Source organism: Arthrobacter sp. SO5 (assembly GCF_020532805.1).
GTDB lineage: Bacteria > Actinomycetota > Actinomycetes > Actinomycetales > Micrococcaceae > Arthrobacter.
Map to the genome: position 1 here is coordinate 57706 of NZ_MQTQ01000054.1, position 19443 is coordinate 77148.

Consider the following 19443-nt stretch of genomic DNA (forward strand, 5'->3'; position numbering starts at 1 on the left):
GAAGTATGAACCAGCACACTCCGCACCCCGATGGAGACCCGGGCCCTTCCGGCGGCCCCGAAGGACAGCCCGGCGGCGCGTCCGGCGGCGCGTCCGGCGGCCCCGAGGAACAGCCCGCACCCGAAGCACCGCCGCAGCACCCGGCGGACCCGCCGCCGCTCTACTACGGGGCGACGCCTCCCCGGGCCGAAGCCCAGCCCGTGGGCTTCTTCGACTGGATCCGCGGCCAGGGCATCCACCGCGGACGCGAGCGCTGGATCGGCGGCGTCGCGAGCGGCATTGCCCAGCGCCTTGGCGTGGACCCCCTCATTGTCCGCGGCATCCTCATCGTCCTGACGGTCTTCGCCGGCGTCGGTGTACTCCTCTACGGCCTCGCCTGGGCACTCCTGCCCGAGCCCGACGGACGCATCCATGTCCAGGAAGCCGCCGCAGGCCGGTGGACCTCCGGCATGACCGGGGCCCTGATCACCACGATCATCGGACTCCCCAGCCTGGGCTCCGGAGTCTGGGGCTGGGACCGCTACGGCTTCGGCGGCTTCATCTGGACCGTGTTCTGGGTGGGGGGCGCCATCTACCTGGTCTACTATCTGACCCAACGCAATAAGACCCGGAACGGCCCGCCTCCCGTGGGCTCCGATCCCCAGCCGGACAACCTTGAGAACGCTGCAACGCCGTCGGACGCCTTCCAGGTAACCAGCGTCGCCGACTCGGCCTACGCCGACCTCTATGCCGCCAACCCTTACAGCGCCAAGCCCTCCGGCGCCAACCCATCCGACGGAAGCCCCGCACCTCAGGATTGGGAGCGGAACCCCGGGCCGGGCGCCCCCGCCGTGGCGGTCACCGCCGGCGTCGCCCTCGTGGTGGGCGGCGGCATCAAGGCCCTCGAAGCCGCACATGTGATCGACCTGGGCAACTCCAGCAGCGCGATTGTCTGGGCCTGCGGTGCGGCCGTCCTGGGCCTCGGGATCCTCATCTCCGGGCTCAGGGGCCGCACGTCGGGCATCCTCGGCTTCTTCGCGGTGGTGGCCCTGATCGTCGGCGGGATCTTCAGCGCGGTCCCCAACGGTGACCGGTTCCGCTTCCAGAACGCCGACTGGTCCCCGGTCAGCATCGAACAGGCCCGGAGCGGTTTCACCATCACCGGCGGAACCGGAACCGTTGACCTGACCGGCCTGCCGCTGACCCCGCCGCTGGCCACCGACGTCGCGGTCCCCGTCGACGCGACGGCCAGCAACCTCACCGTGATCATCCCGGCCACCGTTCCGGTGCAGGTCCAGGCTGACATGACAATGGGTAACCTGCACGAGGGAAGCCAGAACCACGGCGGCATGACGAAGCAGCAGAGCGACTACAACACCGGAATGCCCGGGGCCCGGATCATCGTCAAGATCAACGGCACCCTGAGCAACGTCACCATCCAGGAAGGGAACTGACATGGACAGCTATGACCCGCTGGCAGGAGGCGGGCCGTCCGGCCCCCACCCCGCCAACCCGGCGGGGCCCCAGGCGAGCTCGCCGGCCCGCGTGGGGACGGTCGTCTGGGGTCTGATCGTGCTGGCCCTCGCCGCGCTGATCATCATCTCCAGGCTCGGACTGGTTGCCCTTAACGGCACCTACGTGCTGATCGGACTGATGATCGGAGCGGGGGCAGCCCTCGTGATCGGCGGCGTGCTCTCGGCCCGCGGACGTGACAAAGATTCATTCACAAGGAAGTCTTGAACCATGGATAAATTCTTCAGCACGATCCGGGGCCTTGGCCTGAAACGTGGTCCGCAGCGCTGGTTGGGCGGGGTCTGCGGCGGCATCGCCGCCAGGCTCAACGTCGACGTGGCATTCGTCCGGATAGCGTTTCTGCTCTTCGCCCTGCTCCCCGGCCCCGCGTTCGTGGTCTACCTCGCGGCGTGGCTGCTCCTCCCGGACCAGCGGAACGCCATTGTCCTGCAGTCCTTCCTGGACAAGCGCTCCATCGGCCGCTAAGTCCGGCGACAAGACCAGGAACGCAAGCTGAGTGCTCCCGCCAGGGCGGCGGGAGCACTCAGCGCTGTCACCGTTTGTGTCCTGCCCCACAGGCCCTACTAGACTCTAGGGGAGCTCAGCGTGGCGCTCTGCCTGTACACCTTCGAACCAGGATTTGAGCCCAGACATGAAAATTGGAATCCTCACCAGCGGCGGAGACTGCCCCGGATTGAACGCCGTGATCCGCGGCGCCGTCCTCAAGGGCATCGCCGTCCATGGCCACGAGTTCGTGGGGTTCCTGGACGGCTGGCGCGGCGTCGTTGAGGGCGACATCATCGAGATCCCCCGCACCCTGGTCCGGGGCATCGCAAAGCAGGGCGGCACCATCCTTGGCACCTCCCGCACCAACCCGTTCGAAAACAACGGCGGCCCCGAGGTCATCAAGGCCAATATGGACCGGCTGGGCATAGACGCCATCATTGCCATCGGCGGTGAGGGCACGCTGGCGGCGGCCAAGCGCCTCACCGACGCCGGCCTGAAGATCGTCGGCGTCCCGAAAACGGTCGACAACGACCTCGACGCCACCGACTACACCTTCGGTTTCGACACCGCGGTAGAGATCGCCACGGAGGCGATCGACCGGCTGCGCACCACGGGCGAGTCCCACCACCGCTGCATGATCGCCGAGGTGATGGGCCGGCACGTCGGCTGGATCGCGCTGCATGCGGGCATGGCTTCCGGGGCGCACACCATCCTGATCCCCGAGCAGAAAGCGTCCATGGAGCAGATCGCGGAGTGGGTCCTCTCGGCCCGCGACCGTGGCCGCGCTCCACTCGTCGTCGTGGCCGAAGGCTTTGTCCCGGACGGCCAGGAGACGCCGCACTCCGAACGCGGCCTGGACACCTTCGGCCGGCCGCGCCTGGGCGGCATCGCCGAACGGCTCGCGCCCGAGCTCGAGGCGATGACGGGCATCGAGACCCGCGCCACCGTACTCGGCCACATCCAGCGCGGCGGAGTGCCGACGGCGTTCGACCGTGTCCTGGCCACGCGCCTGGGCATGGCCGCCATCGACTCAGTTGTGGAGGGGCGCTGGGGCACCATGGTGTCCCTCAACGGCACGGACATCGTCCATGTGGGCTTCGAGGCCGCCCTGGGCAACCTCAAGACCGTTCCGCAGCACCGCTACGACGAGGCGGCCGTGCTCTTCGGCTGAGGCCCCCCGCGGCCCGCGGCTCGGTAGGGTTGGGTCATGACACTTGAGCCCGGTTCCGCTGAAATCATCCAGCTCGCGTGGGGCCGCCGGCTGGGCTTCGACGACGGCGCTTTCGCCGGGGCGGCGGGCCGCCGGCTCACCCGGGCCGATGAGGCGGCGCGCTCGTTGCAGTTCGTCCGGCTGTTCGGCAGCTCCGCCCTGGTCGGGCCGCAATGGGCACTTGACGCCGCCGCCGGGTATTCCGACGAGGAGCTGGCACAGCACGTCACGCTGCTTACCATCACCCGTGCCCACGGCGGCCACGGGCTGGGCGCCGCGGCGCTGTTCTTCGCCGACGACCTGCCCCTGCAGCAGCCCTCGGAGGAGCTGACCGTCTCGCACGGGAACCCTGAAGCGATCGAACTCCAGGCGCTGTGCCCGCCGGACGATGTCAATGAGGTCGGCCTTGCGGACCTCGAGCACCGCTTCACCATCATGCACCTGGAAGACGGCCGCCGGACGCCCGTGGCGTGCGGCGCCTATACGGAGTGGGAGGGTATCCTGGCTCAGCTCGGGGTGCTCGTGGCCCCAGAATGGCGGCGCCGCGGCGTCGGCACCCTGGCCGCTGCGATAGCAGCCCACGAGGCCCTGGCCTCCGGCCTGACGCTGCAGTGGCGCTCGGACGTCAGCAACAAGGGATCCCTGGCCCTCGCCCGGAGCGTGGGCTTCGCCGCCGGCGGCATCCAGACCAGCGTGCTGCTGGGCTGATCCGGAGGCCGGCCGCCGACGAGTCAGCGGCGTTGAACCCCGGCGTCCTCGGCTCCGGCCGGCGTGGCCGGCACGGAAGCCGGGGTGCCCCAGCCCTGCACCGGCTGCGGCTTGGCGAAGAACAGCGCCACCGCAGCGCCCAGCAGGATGACCGCGGCGGGGAGCAGGATGGACTGGCCCATCGCCGTCGAGAAGCCCTCGCGCAGCGCCGCAGGCAGCGTGCCGCCGAACGACATCGGGCTGGCCCCGCCGGATCCGCCCGGAGGCGCCGGGAGTTCCGCCGCGAGGCGCGCCTGGATCAGAACGGCGATGGCGGCACTGCCCAGGACGGCCCCGATCTGGCGGGTCGTGTTGTAGACGCCGGCGCCGGCGCCGGCCTGCCGGGGCGGCAGGTTCCTGGTAGCGGTGGTGCTCAGCGGCGCCCAGATGCCGGCATTGGCGAAGCCGAGGACGGCGCTCGGCAGCAGGAACAGCCAGATCGGCGTGTCCGGGTGCATGAGGGAGGCATTCCAGAACAAAGCCACCGACATGAGGACCAGGCCGGTCGCCGTGGTGTACTTCGGGTTGACCCGGTCAATGATCTTGCCCACCACGGGGGCGAGCCCTCCCGAGATCACGGCCATGGGCACCATCATGAGGGCGGACTGGGTAGGCGTGAGGCCGCGGACGATCTGGTAGTAGAAGATCAGGGGCAGGCTGAAGGCGGTTACCGTGAATCCCACGGTGGTGATGCCGATGTTGGCAAGCGAGAAGTTGCGGTCCTTGAACAGGGACAGCGGCAGCAGCGGCTCGCCCTTGTTGAACCGCTGCCACACGACGAACACGATGAGCACCGCAATGCCGGTGCTGATGAGCCCCCACACCGTGATGGGCCCGGCGATGGTGCCCCAGTTGTAGGTCTCCCCCTCTTGGATGCCGAACACCAGCAGGAAGAGTCCGACGGAGCTGAGCAGCACGCCGGGGATGTCGAACTTGTGCGGGTGGGTGGTGAGGGAGGGCACGAAGCGCAGCGCGAGGACGAAGCCGACGATTCCGACCGGGATGTTGATGAAGAAGATCCACTGCCAGCCGAGACCGTCAACCAGGACCCCGCCGAGGATCGGTCCGACCAGGGTGGCGACGCCGGCCGTGGCGCCCCAGATGCCCATGGCGGCACCGCGCCGGTCCGGCGCGAAGATCCGGGTAATGACCGCCATGGTCTGGGGCGTCATCATGGCCGCGCCAAAGCCCTGCAGCACGCGGGCACCGATGAGCGTCTGGACGTCGCCGGACAGCCCGCACCACAGCGAGGCCAGGGTGAAGACCACGAGCCCTGAGAGGTAGAGCTTCTTCGGGCCGAAGCGGTCTCCCAGCCGGCCCGTGACCAGCAGCGGGACCGCATAGGCCAGCAGGTAGGCGCTGGTCACCCAGATCACGGAATTAATGTCCGCGTTCAGGCCCTCCATGATCTTGGGATTGGCCACGGAGACAATGGTGGTGTCGATCAGGATCATGAAGAAACCGATCACCAGGGACCAGAGGGCCGGCCAGGGCCTAGCTACGTTTTCCATGGGATTCCTTAAGTGAGGGTGTGGATGCGGTTCGTTTCACCCTCGGCCCAGCAGTGCCTGGATGTCGGCGCGGGCGAACATCTGCGCGGCCGCGCGCGCGGACGGGCTGCCGGCGTCGGGATCCGCGCCTGCCTCCACGAGTGCCTGCACGGCCCCCGGATAGCCCTTGAACACGGCGCCGGCGAGCGGCGTCTGGCCACGGTCGTTGGCGGTGTTGGGATCGCCGCCGTGCTGCAGGATCACCCGGACCGTGCCGGCGTGGCCGTGGTAGGCGGCGAGCATCAGCAGGGTATCTCCGGCGTCGTTAGTCAGCGTGGCCGGAACCCCCGCGGCGAGGTACGCATCGAGCACGTCCGAGTCGCCCCCGCGCGCCGCGTCAAAAAGCTTGTGCGCCAGGGCGAGCGTTTCCGGGTCCGGCGCGGTGTCCGGTGCCGGATGGTCGCGGTTCACCGTGTCCCCCGCAGGAAACCGGTCTGCCGCCCCACGACCTGGCCGGCGTCGGGGGCCACAATGACTTCCTGGGCCGCGGTGTAGGGCTCGTCGCCGTCAAGGACGGTCAGCACTTCCTCCGGCGCGACCGAGCGTTTGACCACGGCCAGGGCCACCGGCCCCATTTCGTAGTGCTGCGCCACGGACGTGACGGTGCCGACCTTGCGCTCACCGACGCGGACCTCGCTGCCGACGGCGGGCATGGTGTGCTGCGATCCGTCGAGCTGGAGGAACACGAGCCGGCGCGGCGGGTGGCCCAGGTTGTGCACGCGGGCCACCGTTTCCTGGCCCTTGTAGCAGCCCTTGTTCAGGTGCACGGCGGTGCGGAGCAGGTCGAGTTCGTGCGGAATGGTCTTGTCGTCCGTCTCGGCGCCCCAGCGGGGCCGCCACGCGGCGATCCGCAGTGCCTCGGCGGCCCAGACGCCGGCCAGCGGCCGCTCGCCCACAGTGGCTTCGAGGCCGGCCGCCGGGACGAGGTACTCGAACCAGGGCCGTTCGAGCCCCGGGTGGGAGTCCTCCCCCACGACGGCGTACGAGTAGCCGCCTGCGCCGACGTGCGGCCACGGATCTTCCCAGACCTGCAGCGCCGACCACTCCGGGATCCGCAGCGTGGAGCCGAGCACGGCCCAGTCATCCGACACGTCGCGGATCTCGACCCGGAGCATGAACTTCATCCTGTTGAGCCACTCCGCCAGCGGGGCGGCCTCGGCCGCTTCCACGATCAGCCAGGTGGTCCCGCCGTCGTCCACTACCCGGGCATCGAATTCGATCCTGCCCTGCACGCTCAGCAGCAGCAGTTCGGTGGACTGGCCGGGGGCCAGGCCGGTGAGCTGCTGGGAGGACAGGGTGTTGAGCCAGCTCAGCCGGTCCGGCCCGCTGACTGTGACCACGCCCCGGTGGGACAGGTCCACGACGGCGGCGCCGGCGGCCAGCGCCCGCTGCTCGCGCAGCGGCTCACCGTAATGGGAGGCGACGCCGGCGTCAGCACCGCCTGCCTCAACCGCGCCCGGGCGCGACAACAGGGGGCTCTTGATAGTCATATGTAGTAGAAGTCCTCAGGGGCTAGCGGTATTCCGGATTTTCGAAGTCGAACCTGGTGCCGTCCTGCCAGGCCCTGGGCAGGTTGCCGAAGGCCGGGATCCCGCCGGCGTCCTTCAGCATCCGGGCCAGGTGCAGCAGGTTCCACGTCATGAAGGTGGTGTTGCGGTTGGTGAAATCGCTCTCCGGCCCGCCGGAGTCCTCGTCGAGGTAGCTCGGACCGGGTCCGACGGCGCCGATCCAGCCGGCGTCGGCCTGCGGCGGGATGGTGAAGCCGACGTGCTGGAGGCTGTAAAGGACGTTCATGGCGCAGTGCTTGATGCCGTCCTCGTTGCCCGTGATCAGGCAGCCGCCCACTTTGGGGTAGAAGGCCCACTGGCCTTTGGCATTCAGCTGGCCGGAGTGGGCGTAGAGACGCTCGATCAGCTTCTTGGTCTGCGAGGAATTGTCGCCCAGCCAGATGGGCCCGGCGACGACGACGATGTCGGCTTCCTGGACGAAGGGGTACAACTCTGGCCATTCGTCGCTTTCCCAGCCGTGCTCGCGCATGTCCGGGTAGACACCGCTGGCGATGTCGTGGTCCACCGTCCGGATGACGCGCGTGCTGACGCCCTGCTTCTCCATGATTCGGCGGCTGACCTCGATCAGCCCCTGGGTATTGGACGTCTCCGGGGACTTCTTGAGGGTGCCGTTGAAGTACACGGCCTTGAGGTCGCTGTAGCTCTTCCGGTCCGCCGGGGTGGTCCCCGCTTCATTCGGTGCGGTATTCGATGCGGTGTTCGGTGCGGTAGTCACTGTGCTGCTCCCTGCGGTCGCTGCGGACAACGGACAATCAGTGGCGTCAGTGGCGCGATGCGGGAAAGGGCGTCAGCTGACTCTGCCAAGCATGGCCGCACCATGGGCCTCGAGGCCACCTCCCGGCGTCGTGCCCCCACCGGTGGCGACATCCCAGCGCCACAGCAGCTGCCCGTCCACGAGCCCGAAGATCCGGGTAGCCGCAGTGTATTCCTTGGAGTGGCTCCCGCGCATCACCATGTCGGTGCTGATGTGGATCTGCGGGCCCTTGATCTGGCCATAGTACAGCTCGGAGATACCGCCGGGGTGGGCCATCGATACAGAGATGTCGAAGCCGCCGTCTTTGTTGCGCATGGCCTCGACCTCGTCAGCGCTCTTGAGCACTGGGACGATGTCGCCGGGGATCAGGCCGGGTCCGGCGTCCTCCTCGCGCTGTGTGCGTTCCAGGGCCCAGAAGCCTGTCTCGACCGTCAGCGGACGGAGCCTGGTGCCCGCGTCGTCGGTCAGCCAGCTTTCGGCCCGGTACTGCAGGTACGGCAGGCCGTTGTGGGTGAAGGAGACATGTTGCACAAAGTGCTCGGAATCCTCTTCCCCGGCGCCCAGCCGGCCCCGGCCCTCCCACTCGCCGATGAGCCAGGAGAGCGGAACGATTTCCGGTGTCAGATCAGTAGGTATTTCAATCGGCACAGCAGCTACCTCGGGAAACTACGGGTTCTGGACGGGTGGTGGGGTCGGGCCCTCTACCGCTGGCCTTTGAAGAGGCGGTACACCACATAGCCGGCAAACCAGGCCATGGAAAGGCTGGCGATGCCGAGCAGAACAAGGAAGAAGATTTCAAATGCAAGTACGGACATGATGCCATCCTAACGCGTTAGAAGATGAGTAGTTTGTCTATGAAGTAAGCCAGTGAACCGACGGCGGAAACCGGTCCCAGCCCTATGCCCAGGGCCGCTGCAAGGTTGAGGGTTTCGGCGCGGAGGGTCACCATGCGGCGGAAACTCACCAGCACCGCCCCCACTACAACCCCCACGAGGGCGGCCGGCAGGACGGCGATGTCGGAGAAAACGAGCCCGGCAAGGGGACCGGCGAGTCCGGCGCCGACGATGCCCAGCGGCGCCACAATCCTGTCCGGCCAGCGGATAAGGCCGGCCAGCAGGGCAACCGCCGCACTGATCGCGGCGACGAGCAGCATTTCCCGCACTCCGTTGAAACGCGAGCAGGCAATCCAGCCCGCACCCAGGCACGAAAGCATCACGCCGGCGCAGGAGCCGAGCGTGGATTCGAGGCGCTGGGCCTGGCCGGTGCCGCGGAGCAATTGCATCACGAAGATGGCAATGACGCCGGCGGCCAGGAACGACGGGGTCCAGTCGAGGAAGCCCGGGGCCGGGAGGTAGGTGGCAGTGACGGCGGACCCCACCCCCGGCAGCGCGATCAGCGCTGCGAGCGTTTTCTTGGCCGGGATGCCCAGGAAGTGCGGCCAGCCGACGCCGACGCCGACGGCGGACAGCGCAGCCGCCGCCAGCAGGACCTCAGGGGAGGAGTAGGCAGCGCCCACAATGGCCGCGAGCCCGGCCAGGGCGATGATCCCGATGCTCCACGACTTCACTGCTCCCCCGCCATCTTCGCCGCCACCATTGCCGCCATTGCCGCCATCGTCATACCTTTGCTCACTGCGGACCCCCACCTCGACCTGATCAACCTCGGAGCGCTGCGGGCCCTGACGGATCAATCCTGCCTTATATGACCGTTTTATGTCGCAAAGGGACCGGTCTCCGGTGACGGGACCGTGTCTGGAAAGAAGCCGTTGGGTATACTCGAGATCTGCTACAGACGCCCAAAGATGCGCGGACACCCCTTGGAGGAACCATGTCGCACATCCTGCTCCTGACGAACAGCACCGGCTCTTCGGTGGACGTTTTGCCTGCTCTGGAATTGCTGAACCACCGCGTACACATTCTTCCGGCCGAGGCTACTGCGCTGCTGGACACGGACCCCTGCGACATGGTCCTCCTGGACGCGCGCAAGGATCTTGTCGGCGCCCGCTCCCTCACCCAGCTGCTCAAGGCCACAGGCCTGAGCGCGCCCCTCATCCTCATCCTCACTGAGGGCGGCATGGCGGCCGTCTCCTCGGCGTGGGCGGTCGATGACATCCTGTTGGAGTCCGCCGGCCCTGCCGAGGTCGAAGCCCGCATCCGGCTGGGCATGGCGCGCGCGGTTCCGGACCAGGACAAGGCGCCGACGGAGATCCGGGCCGCCGGCGTCGTGATCGATGAGGCAAGCTACACGGCCCGCGTCAACGGCGCGGCGCTCAACCTGACCTTCAAGGAATTTGAGCTGCTCAAGTACCTCGCCCAGCACCCCGGCCGCGTCTTCACCCGGCAGCAGCTGCTCACCGAGGTGTGGGGCTACGACTACTACGGCGGCACGCGCACGGTGGACGTCCACGTCCGACGCCTCCGCGCGAAGCTGGGCGCGGACCACGAAAACCTGATCAGCACCGTGCGCAACGTCGGCTACCGCCTGACCCTGGTCCGCCACCCCGAGGAAGAACTGACCGAGGCCTGAACGTCCCGGCTGTCCCCGGCCGCCCGGGCTGTCCCGGCCATCGCGGGAGCGCAGCGCCCCAAAACAAGGAAACAGCAAGGAAACAGCAAGGAAACAGGGAAAGCCCCGGACTGGGAAGTCCGGGGCTTTCTTTCATTCCTTGGTGGAGGACATACGGGTCGAACGTATCGAGGCCACCCCAGTGGTGGATCCCCCTCGCATCCGGGAACGCGATGGTGTTCGCAAGGCCGGACGAGATAACGACTATACGGAAGAGTTCGGGAAACAACAAAACCGGCCCCACCGTGGCCCCACCGTATAGCCTTACACCATGAGTCCTGCGCATCCGGAAAACTGGCCCGTACTCACTGCCAAGGGAGCTGTCGATGAACAGCTGTGGAGCGACGTCGTAGGCCTCGCTGCCGCGGCCGAAGAGTCCGACGGCAACCCGCCGCTGTCCGAACAGACCCTCGTGACGCTGAGGTCAGCCGGCGCCGGCGGGACCGCAGGGGCCATCACGGCGCTCACCCTCGCCCTGTATGCCCCCGACGAGTCCGGCGATGAACAACCGGACCCGGCAACGGCGCAGGATCTGGCGGGCGTCGCCGTCGTCGTCGAGGACCCGGACGGTACGGGGGTGCTGGAAATCGCCGTCCACCCCAGCTACCGCAACCAGGGAGTGGCGGACAAGCTTGTGGCCGAGCTCCGGGAACGCCGCGGATTTGCCGGCCTGAAGGCGTGGTCGCACGGCGACCACGAGGCCGCCGCGGACCTGGCTGCCCGTTACGGCTTCGGCGCGGTGCGTGAACTGTGGAAGATGCGCCTCGCCACCGCGGCCGCCGGCGCGGCCGACGTCGCCCTTCCGGAAGTTGCGCTGCCGGCGGGCGTTACGCTCCGAACCTTCATCCCGGGCCAGGACGAGGACACCTGGCTCGCGGCGAACAAGGCCGCTTTCGCCCACCATCCGGAACAGGGCAATATGACGCGGGCCGACCTCGACGCCCGGATGGCCGAGCCCTGGTTCGATCCGGCCGGTTTCCTGCTGGCGGTGGACTCCTCGGACCGGCTGCTGGGCTTCCACTGGACCAAAGTGCACCCCCGGCACGGCGAACACCCGGCCATCGGCGAGGTCTATGTCGTCGGCGTGAGCCCCGCCGCGCAGGGCACCGGGCTGGGCAAGGCCCTCACTGTCGCGGGCATCCGCTACCTTCAGGAAGCGGGCCTGCACGCCGTCATGCTCTACGTCGACGCGGACAATATTCCGGCGGTGTCGCTCTACCGGCGGCTGGGCTTTACCCGCTGGGACGTTGACGTCATGTACGCCCCCTTGGAAGGGCCCTGATCCGGCCGGCGGACCGCCGCCGGATACCGGCCAAATTTTGGGCTCCGCGGAAGATGGCTGAAGGGCGATTGCTTGTATGGTTGAAACTAAATCGCGCCAGCATTAGGAGAGACCATGCAACGGGACACTGCCCGGACAGCCACGTCTGACCCCGCTACCTCGGAAAAGAGAACCCATCCGGTGCGTGCCCGTTTCGGTTCCTCCGAAGTGCCGGCCTCACGTGCCACTCAGGACCGGATCGATATCCCCGAGTTCGCGCCCAACCTGGCGCCGGAAGGCGACATTAGCCCGGACCGTTTCCTGGACCGGGAACTCAGCTGGCTCGCCTTCAACTCCCGCGTCCTGGAACTGGCCGAAGACCCGAACCTGCACCTGTTGGAGCGCGTCAGCTTCCTGTCCATCTTCGCCTCCAACCTGGACGAATTCTTCATGGTCCGGGTCGCCGGGCTCAAGCGCCGGATCGCCACCGGCCTGGCCGTGCCGTCCCCCGCCGGGCTGAGCCCCGTGCAGGTGCTGGAGCAGATCGGCGAGGAAGCCCACCGGCTCCAGCAGCGCCATGCCCGCGTCTACGCCGAGCAGATCCGCCCGGCGCTGGCCTACGAGCACATCCACCTCATGCATTGGGAGGAGCTCGATTCCCAGTCCAAGGACCAGCTCAGCGCCATGTTCGCCGAAAAGGTCTTCCCGATCCTGACGCCGCTGGCCGTGGACCCGGCACACCCCTTCCCCTACATCTCCGGGCTTTCCCTCAACCTCGCCGTCGTGGTCCGCAACCCGGTCAGCGACAAGGAACTCTTCGCCCGGCTCAAGGTCCCGGACCAGCTCCCCCGCCTGATCTCCATCGACGGCCCCCGCGCTGGCGCCGTGCCGGGCCGGGTGGCGCGCTTCATCGCCCTCGAGGAAGTCATCGCCGTCCACCTGGACCAGTTGTTCGCCGGGATGGAAGTACTGGAGCACCATACCTTCCGCGTCACCCGCAACGAGGACGTCGAGGTCGAAGAGGACGACGCCGAGAACCTGCTGCAGGCGCTGGAAAAGGAACTGCTCCGCCGCCGTTTCGGCCCGCCGGTCCGGCTCGAGGTCACCACTGACATCAACCCGAACATCCGGGCGCTGCTGATCCGCGAACTCGGCGTCGAGGAATCCGAGGTCTATTCCGTGCCGGCACCGCTGGACCTGCGCGGGCTCTCCGTCATTGCCGGGATCGACCGGGCCGACCTCCACTACCCCAAGCACGTCCCCCACACCTCGCGGTACCTCAACGAATCGGAGACCTCCAAGGCGGCCAATGTCTTTGCCGCCATGCGCCGCCGTGACATCCTCCTGCACCACCCCTATGACTCCTTCTCCACTTCGGTGCAGGCGTTCCTCGAGCAGGCCGCGTCGGATCCCAAGGTCCAGGCCATCAAGCAGACCCTGTACCGCACCTCCGGGGATTCCCCGATCGTCGATGCCCTGATCGACGCGGCGGAGGCCGGCAAACAGGTCCTGGCGCTCGTTGAAATCAAGGCCCGCTTCGACGAGCAGGCCAACATCTCCTGGGCCAGGAAGCTGGAACAGGCGGGCGTCCATGTGGTGTACGGCATTGTGGGCCTCAAGACCCACTGCAAGCTTTCCCTCGTCGTGCGCCAGGAAGTGGACGGCCTGCGCCGCTACTGCCATATCGGCACCGGCAACTACCACCCGCGCACGGCCCGCTACTACGAGGACCTGGGGCTGCTGACCTCCAACGAGCAGGTGGGTGAGGACCTCTCAAAGCTCTTCAACCAGCTGTCCGGCTACGCACCGAAGTCCACGTTCAGGCGGCTCCTGGTGGCTCCGCGCTCGGTGCGTTCGGGGCTCATCGACCGGATCGAAACGGAGATCCGCAATGCCAAGGCCGGCCTCGCGGCGCGGGTCCAGATCAAGGTCAACTCCATGGTGGACGAAGCCATCATCGATTCCCTGTACCGGGCGTCCCAGGCCGGCGTTCCGGTGGACATCATGGTCCGGGGCATTTGCTCCCTGCGACCGGGCGTTCCCGGCCTCAGCGAGAACATCACGGTCCGCTCCGTACTGGGCCGCTTCCTGGAGCATTCCCGGGTCTTCGCCTTCGCCAACGGCGGGGAACCGGTGGTCTACATCGGCTCGGCGGACATGATGCACCGCAACCTGGACCGTCGGGTGGAAGCGCTCGTGCAGCTCAGTGCCGGGGACGACACCAACTACGTCCTGGACATGCTGCGCCGCTACATGGATCCCGGAACGGCCAGCTGGTACCTGGACAACAGCGGGGAATGGACCCGCCATCACCTCACAGAGGACGGCCGGAACCTTGAGGACGTGCAGTCGTGGCTGCTCGCGTCCCGCTCGAGGCAACGCGCTGCCGGCCTGCGGTAGGGCTGTGGCATTGAGCAGCGATTCCCTGGTGGCCGACCAGACTGACCACGCCGGCGACGAGATCGCCGTCACCGCGGCGGGCGCACTGCCGTGGCGCCTCAATTCGAGCGACAAGGATCAGCTCGAGGTCCTGCTGATCCACCGCCCGCGCTATGACGACTGGTCCTGGCCCAAGGGCAAGCTCGACCCGGGCGAAACGATTCCCGAGTGCGCCACCCGCGAGGTAGCGGAGGAAATCGGACTCAGCGCCCCGCTGGGCATCCCCCTTCCGCCGATCCACTACCACGTGCCCGCCGGGCTGAAAATCGTCCACTACTGGGCGGTGCGCGTCAACGGCGCCATGCTGGTGCCGGACGGTCAGGAGGTGGACAGCGTCATGTGGTGTTCGCCGGAGAAAGCCGCCCGCCTGCTGACCAACCCGAGCGACGTCGGCCCGCTGGAGCACCTGGTGTCAGCGCACGCCCGCGGTGAACTCGAGACCTGGCCGCTCGTGATCGTGCGCCATGCCAAGGCTAAGCCCCGGTCCTCCTGGACGAAGGCCGAGGGCGACCGCCCGCTGGCCGCCACCGGCATGCGTCAGGCGCAGGCAGTCGGGCGTCTCCTGCAGGCCTGGAAGCCGCTGCGCATCGTCTCCAGCCCGTGGCTCAGATGCGTGGCCACGATCGCGCCGTACGCCAAAGCCTCCGATGCCAAAGTGAAGCTGGATGACGCCCTCACCGAACACCGCCACGGCCGCCGGCCGCACAAGACGGCCGCCGTCGTCGAGGGCCTCTTCGACAAGCAGCGGGCGGTGGCGCTGTGCACGCACCGCCCCGCCCTGCCGACGGTGTTTGCCCAGCTCGGCGAGCACATGGGCTCCCGGCTGCGGGGCCTCCTGCCGGACACCGATCCGTTCCTCGCCCCTGGCGAGATCGTGGTATGCCATGTGGCGCACGGCAGCAAGGAGAAAATCGTCGCCGTCGAGCGGTTCAGGCCCTTCGACGACTGACGGCCTTCACACTGCGCTGGTCCGCGCGGCTAGCTCAGTAGACTGGGACGGTGAGCATTCCAACGCCCTATGAAGACCTGCTGCGCGATGTCCTTGATCACGGCACGCACAAATCGGACCGTACCGGGACGGGAACCCTCAGCGTGTTCGGCCGACAGCTGCGCTTCGACCTGAGCAAGAGCTTCCCCCTGATCACCACCAAACGCGTGCATTTCAAGTCGGTCGCCGTGGAGCTGTTGTGGTTCCTGCGCGGGGACTCAAACGTGTTGTGGATGCAGGACCAGGGCGTCACCATCTGGAACGAATGGGCCGACGCCGAGGGCGAACTGGGGCCCGTCTACGGCGTCCAGTGGCGGTCATGGCCCACCCCCGACGGCGGCCACATCGACCAGATCGCCGAACTGGTCCAGAACCTCAAGTCCAACCCGGACTCGCGGCGGCACATCGTCTCGGCGTGGAACGTCGCCGAACTCAAGGACATGGCGCTGCCCCCGTGCCATGCGTTCTTCCAGTTCTACGTCGCCGACGGCAAGCTTTCCTGCCAGCTGTACCAGCGTTCGGCGGACACCTTCCTGGGCGTGCCGTTCAACATCGCGTCCTATGCGCTGCTGACCTGCATGCTGGCCCAGCAGACCGGCCTGGAACCGGGCGAATTCGTCTGGACCGGCGGGGATGTCCACATCTATGACAACCACATGGACCAGGTCCTCAAGCAGCTGGCCCGCGAGCCCTACCACTACCCGCAGCTGAAAATTATCCGCAAACCGGACTCCATCTTCGACTACACCCTCGATGACTTCGAAGTGGTCGGATACCAGCACCACCCGACGATTAAGGCCCCGATAGCCGTATGAGCAAAGAGAACACCACCGGCGAGCAGCCCGGCGATTTCACCGAGCAACTCCGAGCGTCCACCACCGGACTGGGCCTGGTCTGGGCCCAGACAAGCACCGGAGTCATCGGCCAGGCCGGCGCCATGCCGTGGCACCTGCCCGAAGACATGCAGCACTTCAGCCGCCTCACCACCGGCCACCCGGTGATCATGGGACGCAAGACCTGGGAATCCTTCCCGGCCAAGTACCGCCCGCTGCCCGGCCGGACGAACATCGTCATCACACACCAGGAGACCTGGGGCGGCACACCGGCGGCGGAAGGCGCCATCGCGGTCAAATCCCTCGATGACGCGCTGCTGGAATCCCAGTTCGCGCCCGGCCACGAGATGGTCTGGATCGTCGGCGGCGGGGAGATCTTCGCGCAGTCGATGGAGCTCGCCGACGTCGCCGTTATCACCACGATCGACGCGGCCACCGAGGGCGACACCTTTGCCCCCGAGCTCGGCTACGACTGGACAGCGGGGGCCAGCCTGCCGGCCGGCGGCTGGCTGACGGCGGACAGCGGCACCCGTTACCGCATCACTCTGTGGCGCCGGGCGGAGGGCTAGCGATGCCGACCAAATCCGAAACCCTCTTCGTCCTGGGCTACATGCTCCTGCCCCTGCTGGCGTTGCTGTCCGCCGTCGTGGGGCTCACCATGATTCTGGGCGGCGACAAGATTGTCGGCGCGATCGTGCTGGTGGTGGTGACCCAGGTCTTCGCGTTCGGGGCATTCTTCGCCCTGCGGAAACGAAAAAGCGCCCTGCTGGAGGAGTCCCACGGCGAGTAGCGGCCGGTGGTTCCGCAGCCGGGTAGGCCTGCAGGCGAGCGTCAGGCCCGCCGCGGCGTAACCGGCTGCGGACCGCCCGCCGCAAAGTCTAAACTGGCTCAATGACTACAGCAGCTATCCCGTCCGTCGGACTGGTCGGTTGGCGTGGCATGGTCGGCTCCGTCCTGATGCAGCGCATGCAGGACGAGGGCGACTTCGCCAACATCAACCCGGTCTTCTTCTCCACCTCGAACGCCGGAGGCGACGCCCCCACCCTTGCCGGTGCTGCAGCCGGCGCGGCCGGCAAGCTCGAGGACGCGTTCGACGTCGAGACGCTGGCCAAGCTGCCGGTAATCGTCACCGCCCAGGGCGGGGACTACACCAAGCGGGTGCACGGCGAGCTTCGCAGCCGCGGCTGGAACGGCCTCTGGATCGACGCCGCCTCCACCCTGCGGATGAATGACGACTCGATCATCGTCCTGGACCCGATCAACCGTGACGTCATCGACGCCGGTCTCTCGGGCGGTGTGAAGGACTTCATTGGCGGCAACTGCACGGTCTCCTGCATGCTGATGGGCCTGGGCGGGCTGTTCAAGAACGGCCTCGTCGAATGGGGCACCTCGATGACTTACCAGGCCGCCTCCGGCGGCGGCGCGCGGCACATGCGCGAACTGCTGGGCCAGTTCGGGACGCTCAACGCCGAGGTCAGCACCGAACTGGACGATCCGGCGTCGGCCATCCTGGAAATCGACCGGAAGGTCCTGGCGCACCAGCGCACGAACATCGACGCCACCCAGTTTGGTGTTCCGCTCGCCGGATCCCTGATCCCGTGGATTGATGCGGACCTCGGCAACGGCCAGTCCAAGGAGGAATGGAAGGCCGGGGTGGAAACCAACAAGATCCTGGGCACCTCGGCCGAGGACCGCGTCATCATGGACGGCCTGTGCATCCGGATCGGCGCCATGCGCTCACATTCCCAGGCGCTCACGCTCAAGCTCCGCGAGGACCTCTCCGTCGCCGAGATCGAGAAGCTCCTCGACGCGGACAACGAATGGGCCACTGTGGTGCCCAACACCAAGGAAGCCTCGATGGCGGAGCTCACCCCGGTGGCGGCCTCCGGCACCCTGGACATCCCGGTGGGCCGCATCCGCAAGCTCGAGATGGGCCCGGAGTACATCAGCGCGTTCACGGTGGGCGACCAGCTGTTGTGGGGCGCTGCCGAGCCGCTGCGGCGCATGCTCAACATCGTCACGGGAACGCTCTAGGGACCCGCGCCACCGGAATTCATGTGCCCAGGAATCTTCGGTATTTCGCGGCCTGCAGCTCCAAGGACTTTTGGGCGGCAGGCCGCAGTCCGTTTACCGTGTCGAAGGGCTCGGCCGCGGCGGCGGACCTGCCGTTTCCGGGCGCCGTCCAGGTGCCCACCACCTGGCCGGCCGCGACGATGGTTTTCCTGAACACCCCGTTGCCGCCGGGCACGATTTTGTCGGAATGCTCGGCGGGCAGCACAAGCGACCTGTCCGCGTAGCCCAGCAGGAATTCGTCAAAGCCCGGCAGCGCCAGCACCGAACGGCCGCCGGGGACGACGCCGTCGAGCAGTGCCGCCGTCTCCGGCGAGAGCCAGTAGCTGGTCCCGCGGACGTCAAGCTCCACCAGCTCCCCCTTCACTGCGGCCAGCGCCGCACGGGTTTCCGTCAGCGGGATACCGGACCACCAGGCGAAGTCACGCTCGCTGGCCGGTCCGTGGCTGTACAGATAGCGCAGCAGCAACTCGGCTATGCCCTCCTCCCGGCCCAGCGTCCTGGAATCTGTGATCCACTCGTCAAAGGCGACAACACGCTGCTGGTTGCCCTCCAGCGGCCCCTGAACGAGGCATCCGCGCTGGCAGAGAAGCCCGAGCAGATGGATGCCGCGCTGGCCCGCCGGCGACTGGCCCGCCCGCTCAAAGGCCTGGAAGAGCTCGGCCCGGGTGGCGGCCCGGCCGCCGGAAACCAGCCGCAGGGCAGCCTCTTGCGCCGCATCCGCGTCCGCGGCCCCGATGTCCAACTGCCTGTGCCGCCCCGCCAGCCCGCGGATGAGCCGTCCGGACGTGATCGCCAGCATCCACTTGAGATCCTCGGGTGCCAGCAGGTGCAGGGTGCCGCGCATCGGCCAGGACCGGACGATCTCGCCCCGGTCCAGGGCGGCACGGACATCGGCCACGCGGGAGCCGGGTACCCGCTGCCCGGCAGCCCAGAAGGCGGCCTGCAGGTCCTGCGCCTGCATCGCCGTCATCCACCGGACTGCCGCCGGGACCGTCCCCAGCCCCGCTCCGACCAGCCCCTGCGAGGCCAGACGGAGCCGGCCCAAGATCCCCGGGCTGAGCCGGGCGCGCACCACTGCTGCCATGGACCCATGGTAGGACCGGGCGCCGACAATTCACTCCGGTGAGCCTTCCGCCCGGCGGTTCCCAGCCACCGTCCAGCAGAGATACCTACCCTTGTTAGATGACCATGAGTGAGATGTGGCCGCGGTTGCGGCCCCTGTGCAGGAGGCTGGCCCTGCTGGGCTGGGCCTCCAGCGCGGCCGGGATGGCGGCGGGCCTCGCCGTCGCCATTGCCAGCGGCACCCGGCTATCCCCCATGATGACGACGTTCCAGACCGTTTCCACCGTGTGCATGGCCATCGCGGTGGCCAGTTTCGTCACCGCTGCCATGCTCCAGCCGCGCCCGCCGGCACCGCGGAACACCGAACGGCGGGAACTCGAGCTCGATCCCGCCGG

General features: G+C 67.8%; 20 protein-coding genes and 1 pseudogene. 14 read left to right on the top strand and 7 right to left on the bottom strand.

The features are described from left to right. Window positions 1-5 precede the first annotated feature (5 nt). The 5 genes from BJG92_RS10145 (at window position 6) to BJG92_RS10165 (ending at window position 3916) form a co-directional block, all read left to right on the top strand. The gene (locus tag BJG92_RS10145; RefSeq protein ID WP_232083889.1) at window positions 6-1433 is read left to right on the top strand and encodes a PspC domain-containing protein; all 1428 of its coding nucleotides are present in this window, start codon (window positions 6-8) and stop codon (window positions 1431-1433) included. Window position 1434: 1 nt separating this feature from the next. Next, entirely contained in the window at window positions 1435-1719 is a 285-nt protein-coding gene (locus BJG92_RS10150) for a hypothetical protein (RefSeq protein WP_232083890.1), read from the top strand. Between the two features lie 3 nt (window positions 1720-1722). Further along, window positions 1723-1977, top strand: a complete 255-nt coding sequence (locus tag BJG92_RS10155; RefSeq protein WP_232083891.1) for a PspC domain-containing protein — start codon at window positions 1723-1725, stop codon at window positions 1975-1977. A 166-nt stretch (window positions 1978-2143) separates the two neighbouring features. Further along, window positions 2144-3169 (top strand): 6-phosphofructokinase, encoded by a 1026-nt coding sequence (locus tag BJG92_RS10160; RefSeq protein ID WP_232083892.1) that lies wholly within the window; start codon window positions 2144-2146, stop codon window positions 3167-3169. A gap of 36 nt (window positions 3170-3205) precedes the next feature. Beyond that, window positions 3206-3916 carry a GNAT family N-acetyltransferase gene (locus BJG92_RS10165; protein WP_232083893.1) on the top strand — a complete coding sequence of 237 codons (711 nt, stop codon included), beginning with the start codon at window positions 3206-3208 and terminating at the stop codon, window positions 3914-3916. A gap of 23 nt (window positions 3917-3939) precedes the next feature. On the opposite strand, the gene BJG92_RS10170 is transcribed toward BJG92_RS10165, so the two are convergent. From BJG92_RS10170 to BJG92_RS10195, 6 genes are all read right to left on the bottom strand, one after another. Next, complete coding sequence (locus BJG92_RS10170; RefSeq protein ID WP_232083894.1) at window positions 3940-5466, bottom strand: DHA2 family efflux MFS transporter permease subunit; 1527 nt, start codon at window positions 5464-5466, stop codon at window positions 3940-3942. 36 nt (window positions 5467-5502) lie between these two features. Further along, the gene (locus tag BJG92_RS10175) at window positions 5503-5916 is read right to left on the bottom strand and encodes an ankyrin repeat domain-containing protein (protein ID WP_232083895.1); all 414 of its coding nucleotides are present in this window, start codon (window positions 5914-5916) and stop codon (window positions 5503-5505) included. Continuing rightward, window positions 5913-6995 carry a folate-binding protein YgfZ gene (locus tag BJG92_RS10180; protein ID WP_232083896.1) on the bottom strand — a complete coding sequence of 361 codons (1083 nt, stop codon included), beginning with the start codon at window positions 6993-6995 and terminating at the stop codon, window positions 5913-5915. Before BJG92_RS10180 ends, BJG92_RS10175 begins: the two co-directional genes overlap by 4 nt. Window positions 6996-7017: 22 nt before the next feature. Further along, entirely contained in the window at window positions 7018-7695 is a 678-nt protein-coding gene (locus BJG92_RS10185) for a flavodoxin family protein (protein ID WP_232083974.1), read from the bottom strand. A 165-nt stretch (window positions 7696-7860) separates the two neighbouring features. Then, window positions 7861-8475 carry an FABP family protein gene (locus BJG92_RS10190; protein WP_232083897.1) on the bottom strand — a complete coding sequence of 205 codons (615 nt, stop codon included), beginning with the start codon at window positions 8473-8475 and terminating at the stop codon, window positions 7861-7863. Window positions 8476-8659: 184 nt separating this feature from the next. Continuing rightward, window positions 8660-9394 (bottom strand): permease, encoded by a 735-nt coding sequence (locus BJG92_RS10195; RefSeq protein WP_232083975.1) that lies wholly within the window; start codon window positions 9392-9394, stop codon window positions 8660-8662. 260 nt (window positions 9395-9654) lie between these two features. Between BJG92_RS10195 and BJG92_RS10200 the strand changes: the two genes are divergently transcribed. The 8 genes from BJG92_RS10200 (at window position 9655) to asd (ending at window position 17947) form a co-directional block, all read left to right on the top strand. After that, a complete protein-coding gene (locus BJG92_RS10200) occupies window positions 9655-10353 on the top strand; it encodes a response regulator transcription factor (protein ID WP_232083898.1) in 699 nt (232 codons plus the stop codon). 310 nt (window positions 10354-10663) lie between these two features. Beyond that, window positions 10664-11674 carry a mycothiol synthase gene (gene mshD, locus BJG92_RS10205; RefSeq protein WP_232083899.1) on the top strand — a complete coding sequence of 337 codons (1011 nt, stop codon included), beginning with the start codon at window positions 10664-10666 and terminating at the stop codon, window positions 11672-11674. 114 nt (window positions 11675-11788) lie between these two features. Next, window positions 11789-14053 carry an RNA degradosome polyphosphate kinase gene (locus tag BJG92_RS10210; protein ID WP_232083900.1) on the top strand — a complete coding sequence of 755 codons (2265 nt, stop codon included), beginning with the start codon at window positions 11789-11791 and terminating at the stop codon, window positions 14051-14053. Window positions 14054-14063: 10 nt separating this feature from the next. Further along, window positions 14064-15041, top strand: coding sequence for an NUDIX hydrolase (locus BJG92_RS10215; protein ID WP_232083901.1), 978 nt, complete (start codon window positions 14064-14066; stop codon window positions 15039-15041). Between the two features lie 50 nt (window positions 15042-15091). After that, window positions 15092-15895, top strand: a complete 804-nt coding sequence (locus BJG92_RS10220; RefSeq protein ID WP_232083902.1) for a thymidylate synthase — start codon at window positions 15092-15094, stop codon at window positions 15893-15895. After that, window positions 15892-16482 (top strand): dihydrofolate reductase, encoded by a 591-nt coding sequence (locus tag BJG92_RS10225; protein WP_232083903.1) that lies wholly within the window; start codon window positions 15892-15894, stop codon window positions 16480-16482. The genes BJG92_RS10220 and BJG92_RS10225 overlap by 4 nt, the downstream gene beginning before the upstream one ends. Before the next feature lie 2 nt (window positions 16483-16484). Further along, window positions 16485-16703: an NF038396 family protein gene (locus tag BJG92_RS10230; RefSeq protein WP_232083904.1), complete on the top strand. Its 219-nt coding sequence runs from the start codon at window positions 16485-16487 to the stop codon at window positions 16701-16703. A gap of 101 nt (window positions 16704-16804) precedes the next feature. Continuing rightward, window positions 16805-17947 carry an aspartate-semialdehyde dehydrogenase gene (asd, locus tag BJG92_RS10235; protein WP_232083905.1) on the top strand — a complete coding sequence of 381 codons (1143 nt, stop codon included), beginning with the start codon at window positions 16805-16807 and terminating at the stop codon, window positions 17945-17947. Between the two features lie 19 nt (window positions 17948-17966). On the opposite strand, the gene BJG92_RS10240 is transcribed toward asd, so the two are convergent. Continuing rightward, window positions 17967-19070 (bottom strand): winged helix DNA-binding domain-containing protein, encoded by a 1104-nt coding sequence (locus BJG92_RS10240; RefSeq protein ID WP_232083906.1) that lies wholly within the window; start codon window positions 19068-19070, stop codon window positions 17967-17969. A gap of 98 nt (window positions 19071-19168) precedes the next feature. Here BJG92_RS10240 and BJG92_RS10245 point away from each other — a divergent pair. Next, window positions 19169-19443: pseudogene (locus tag BJG92_RS10245) on the top strand (hypothetical protein); the annotation flags it as partial.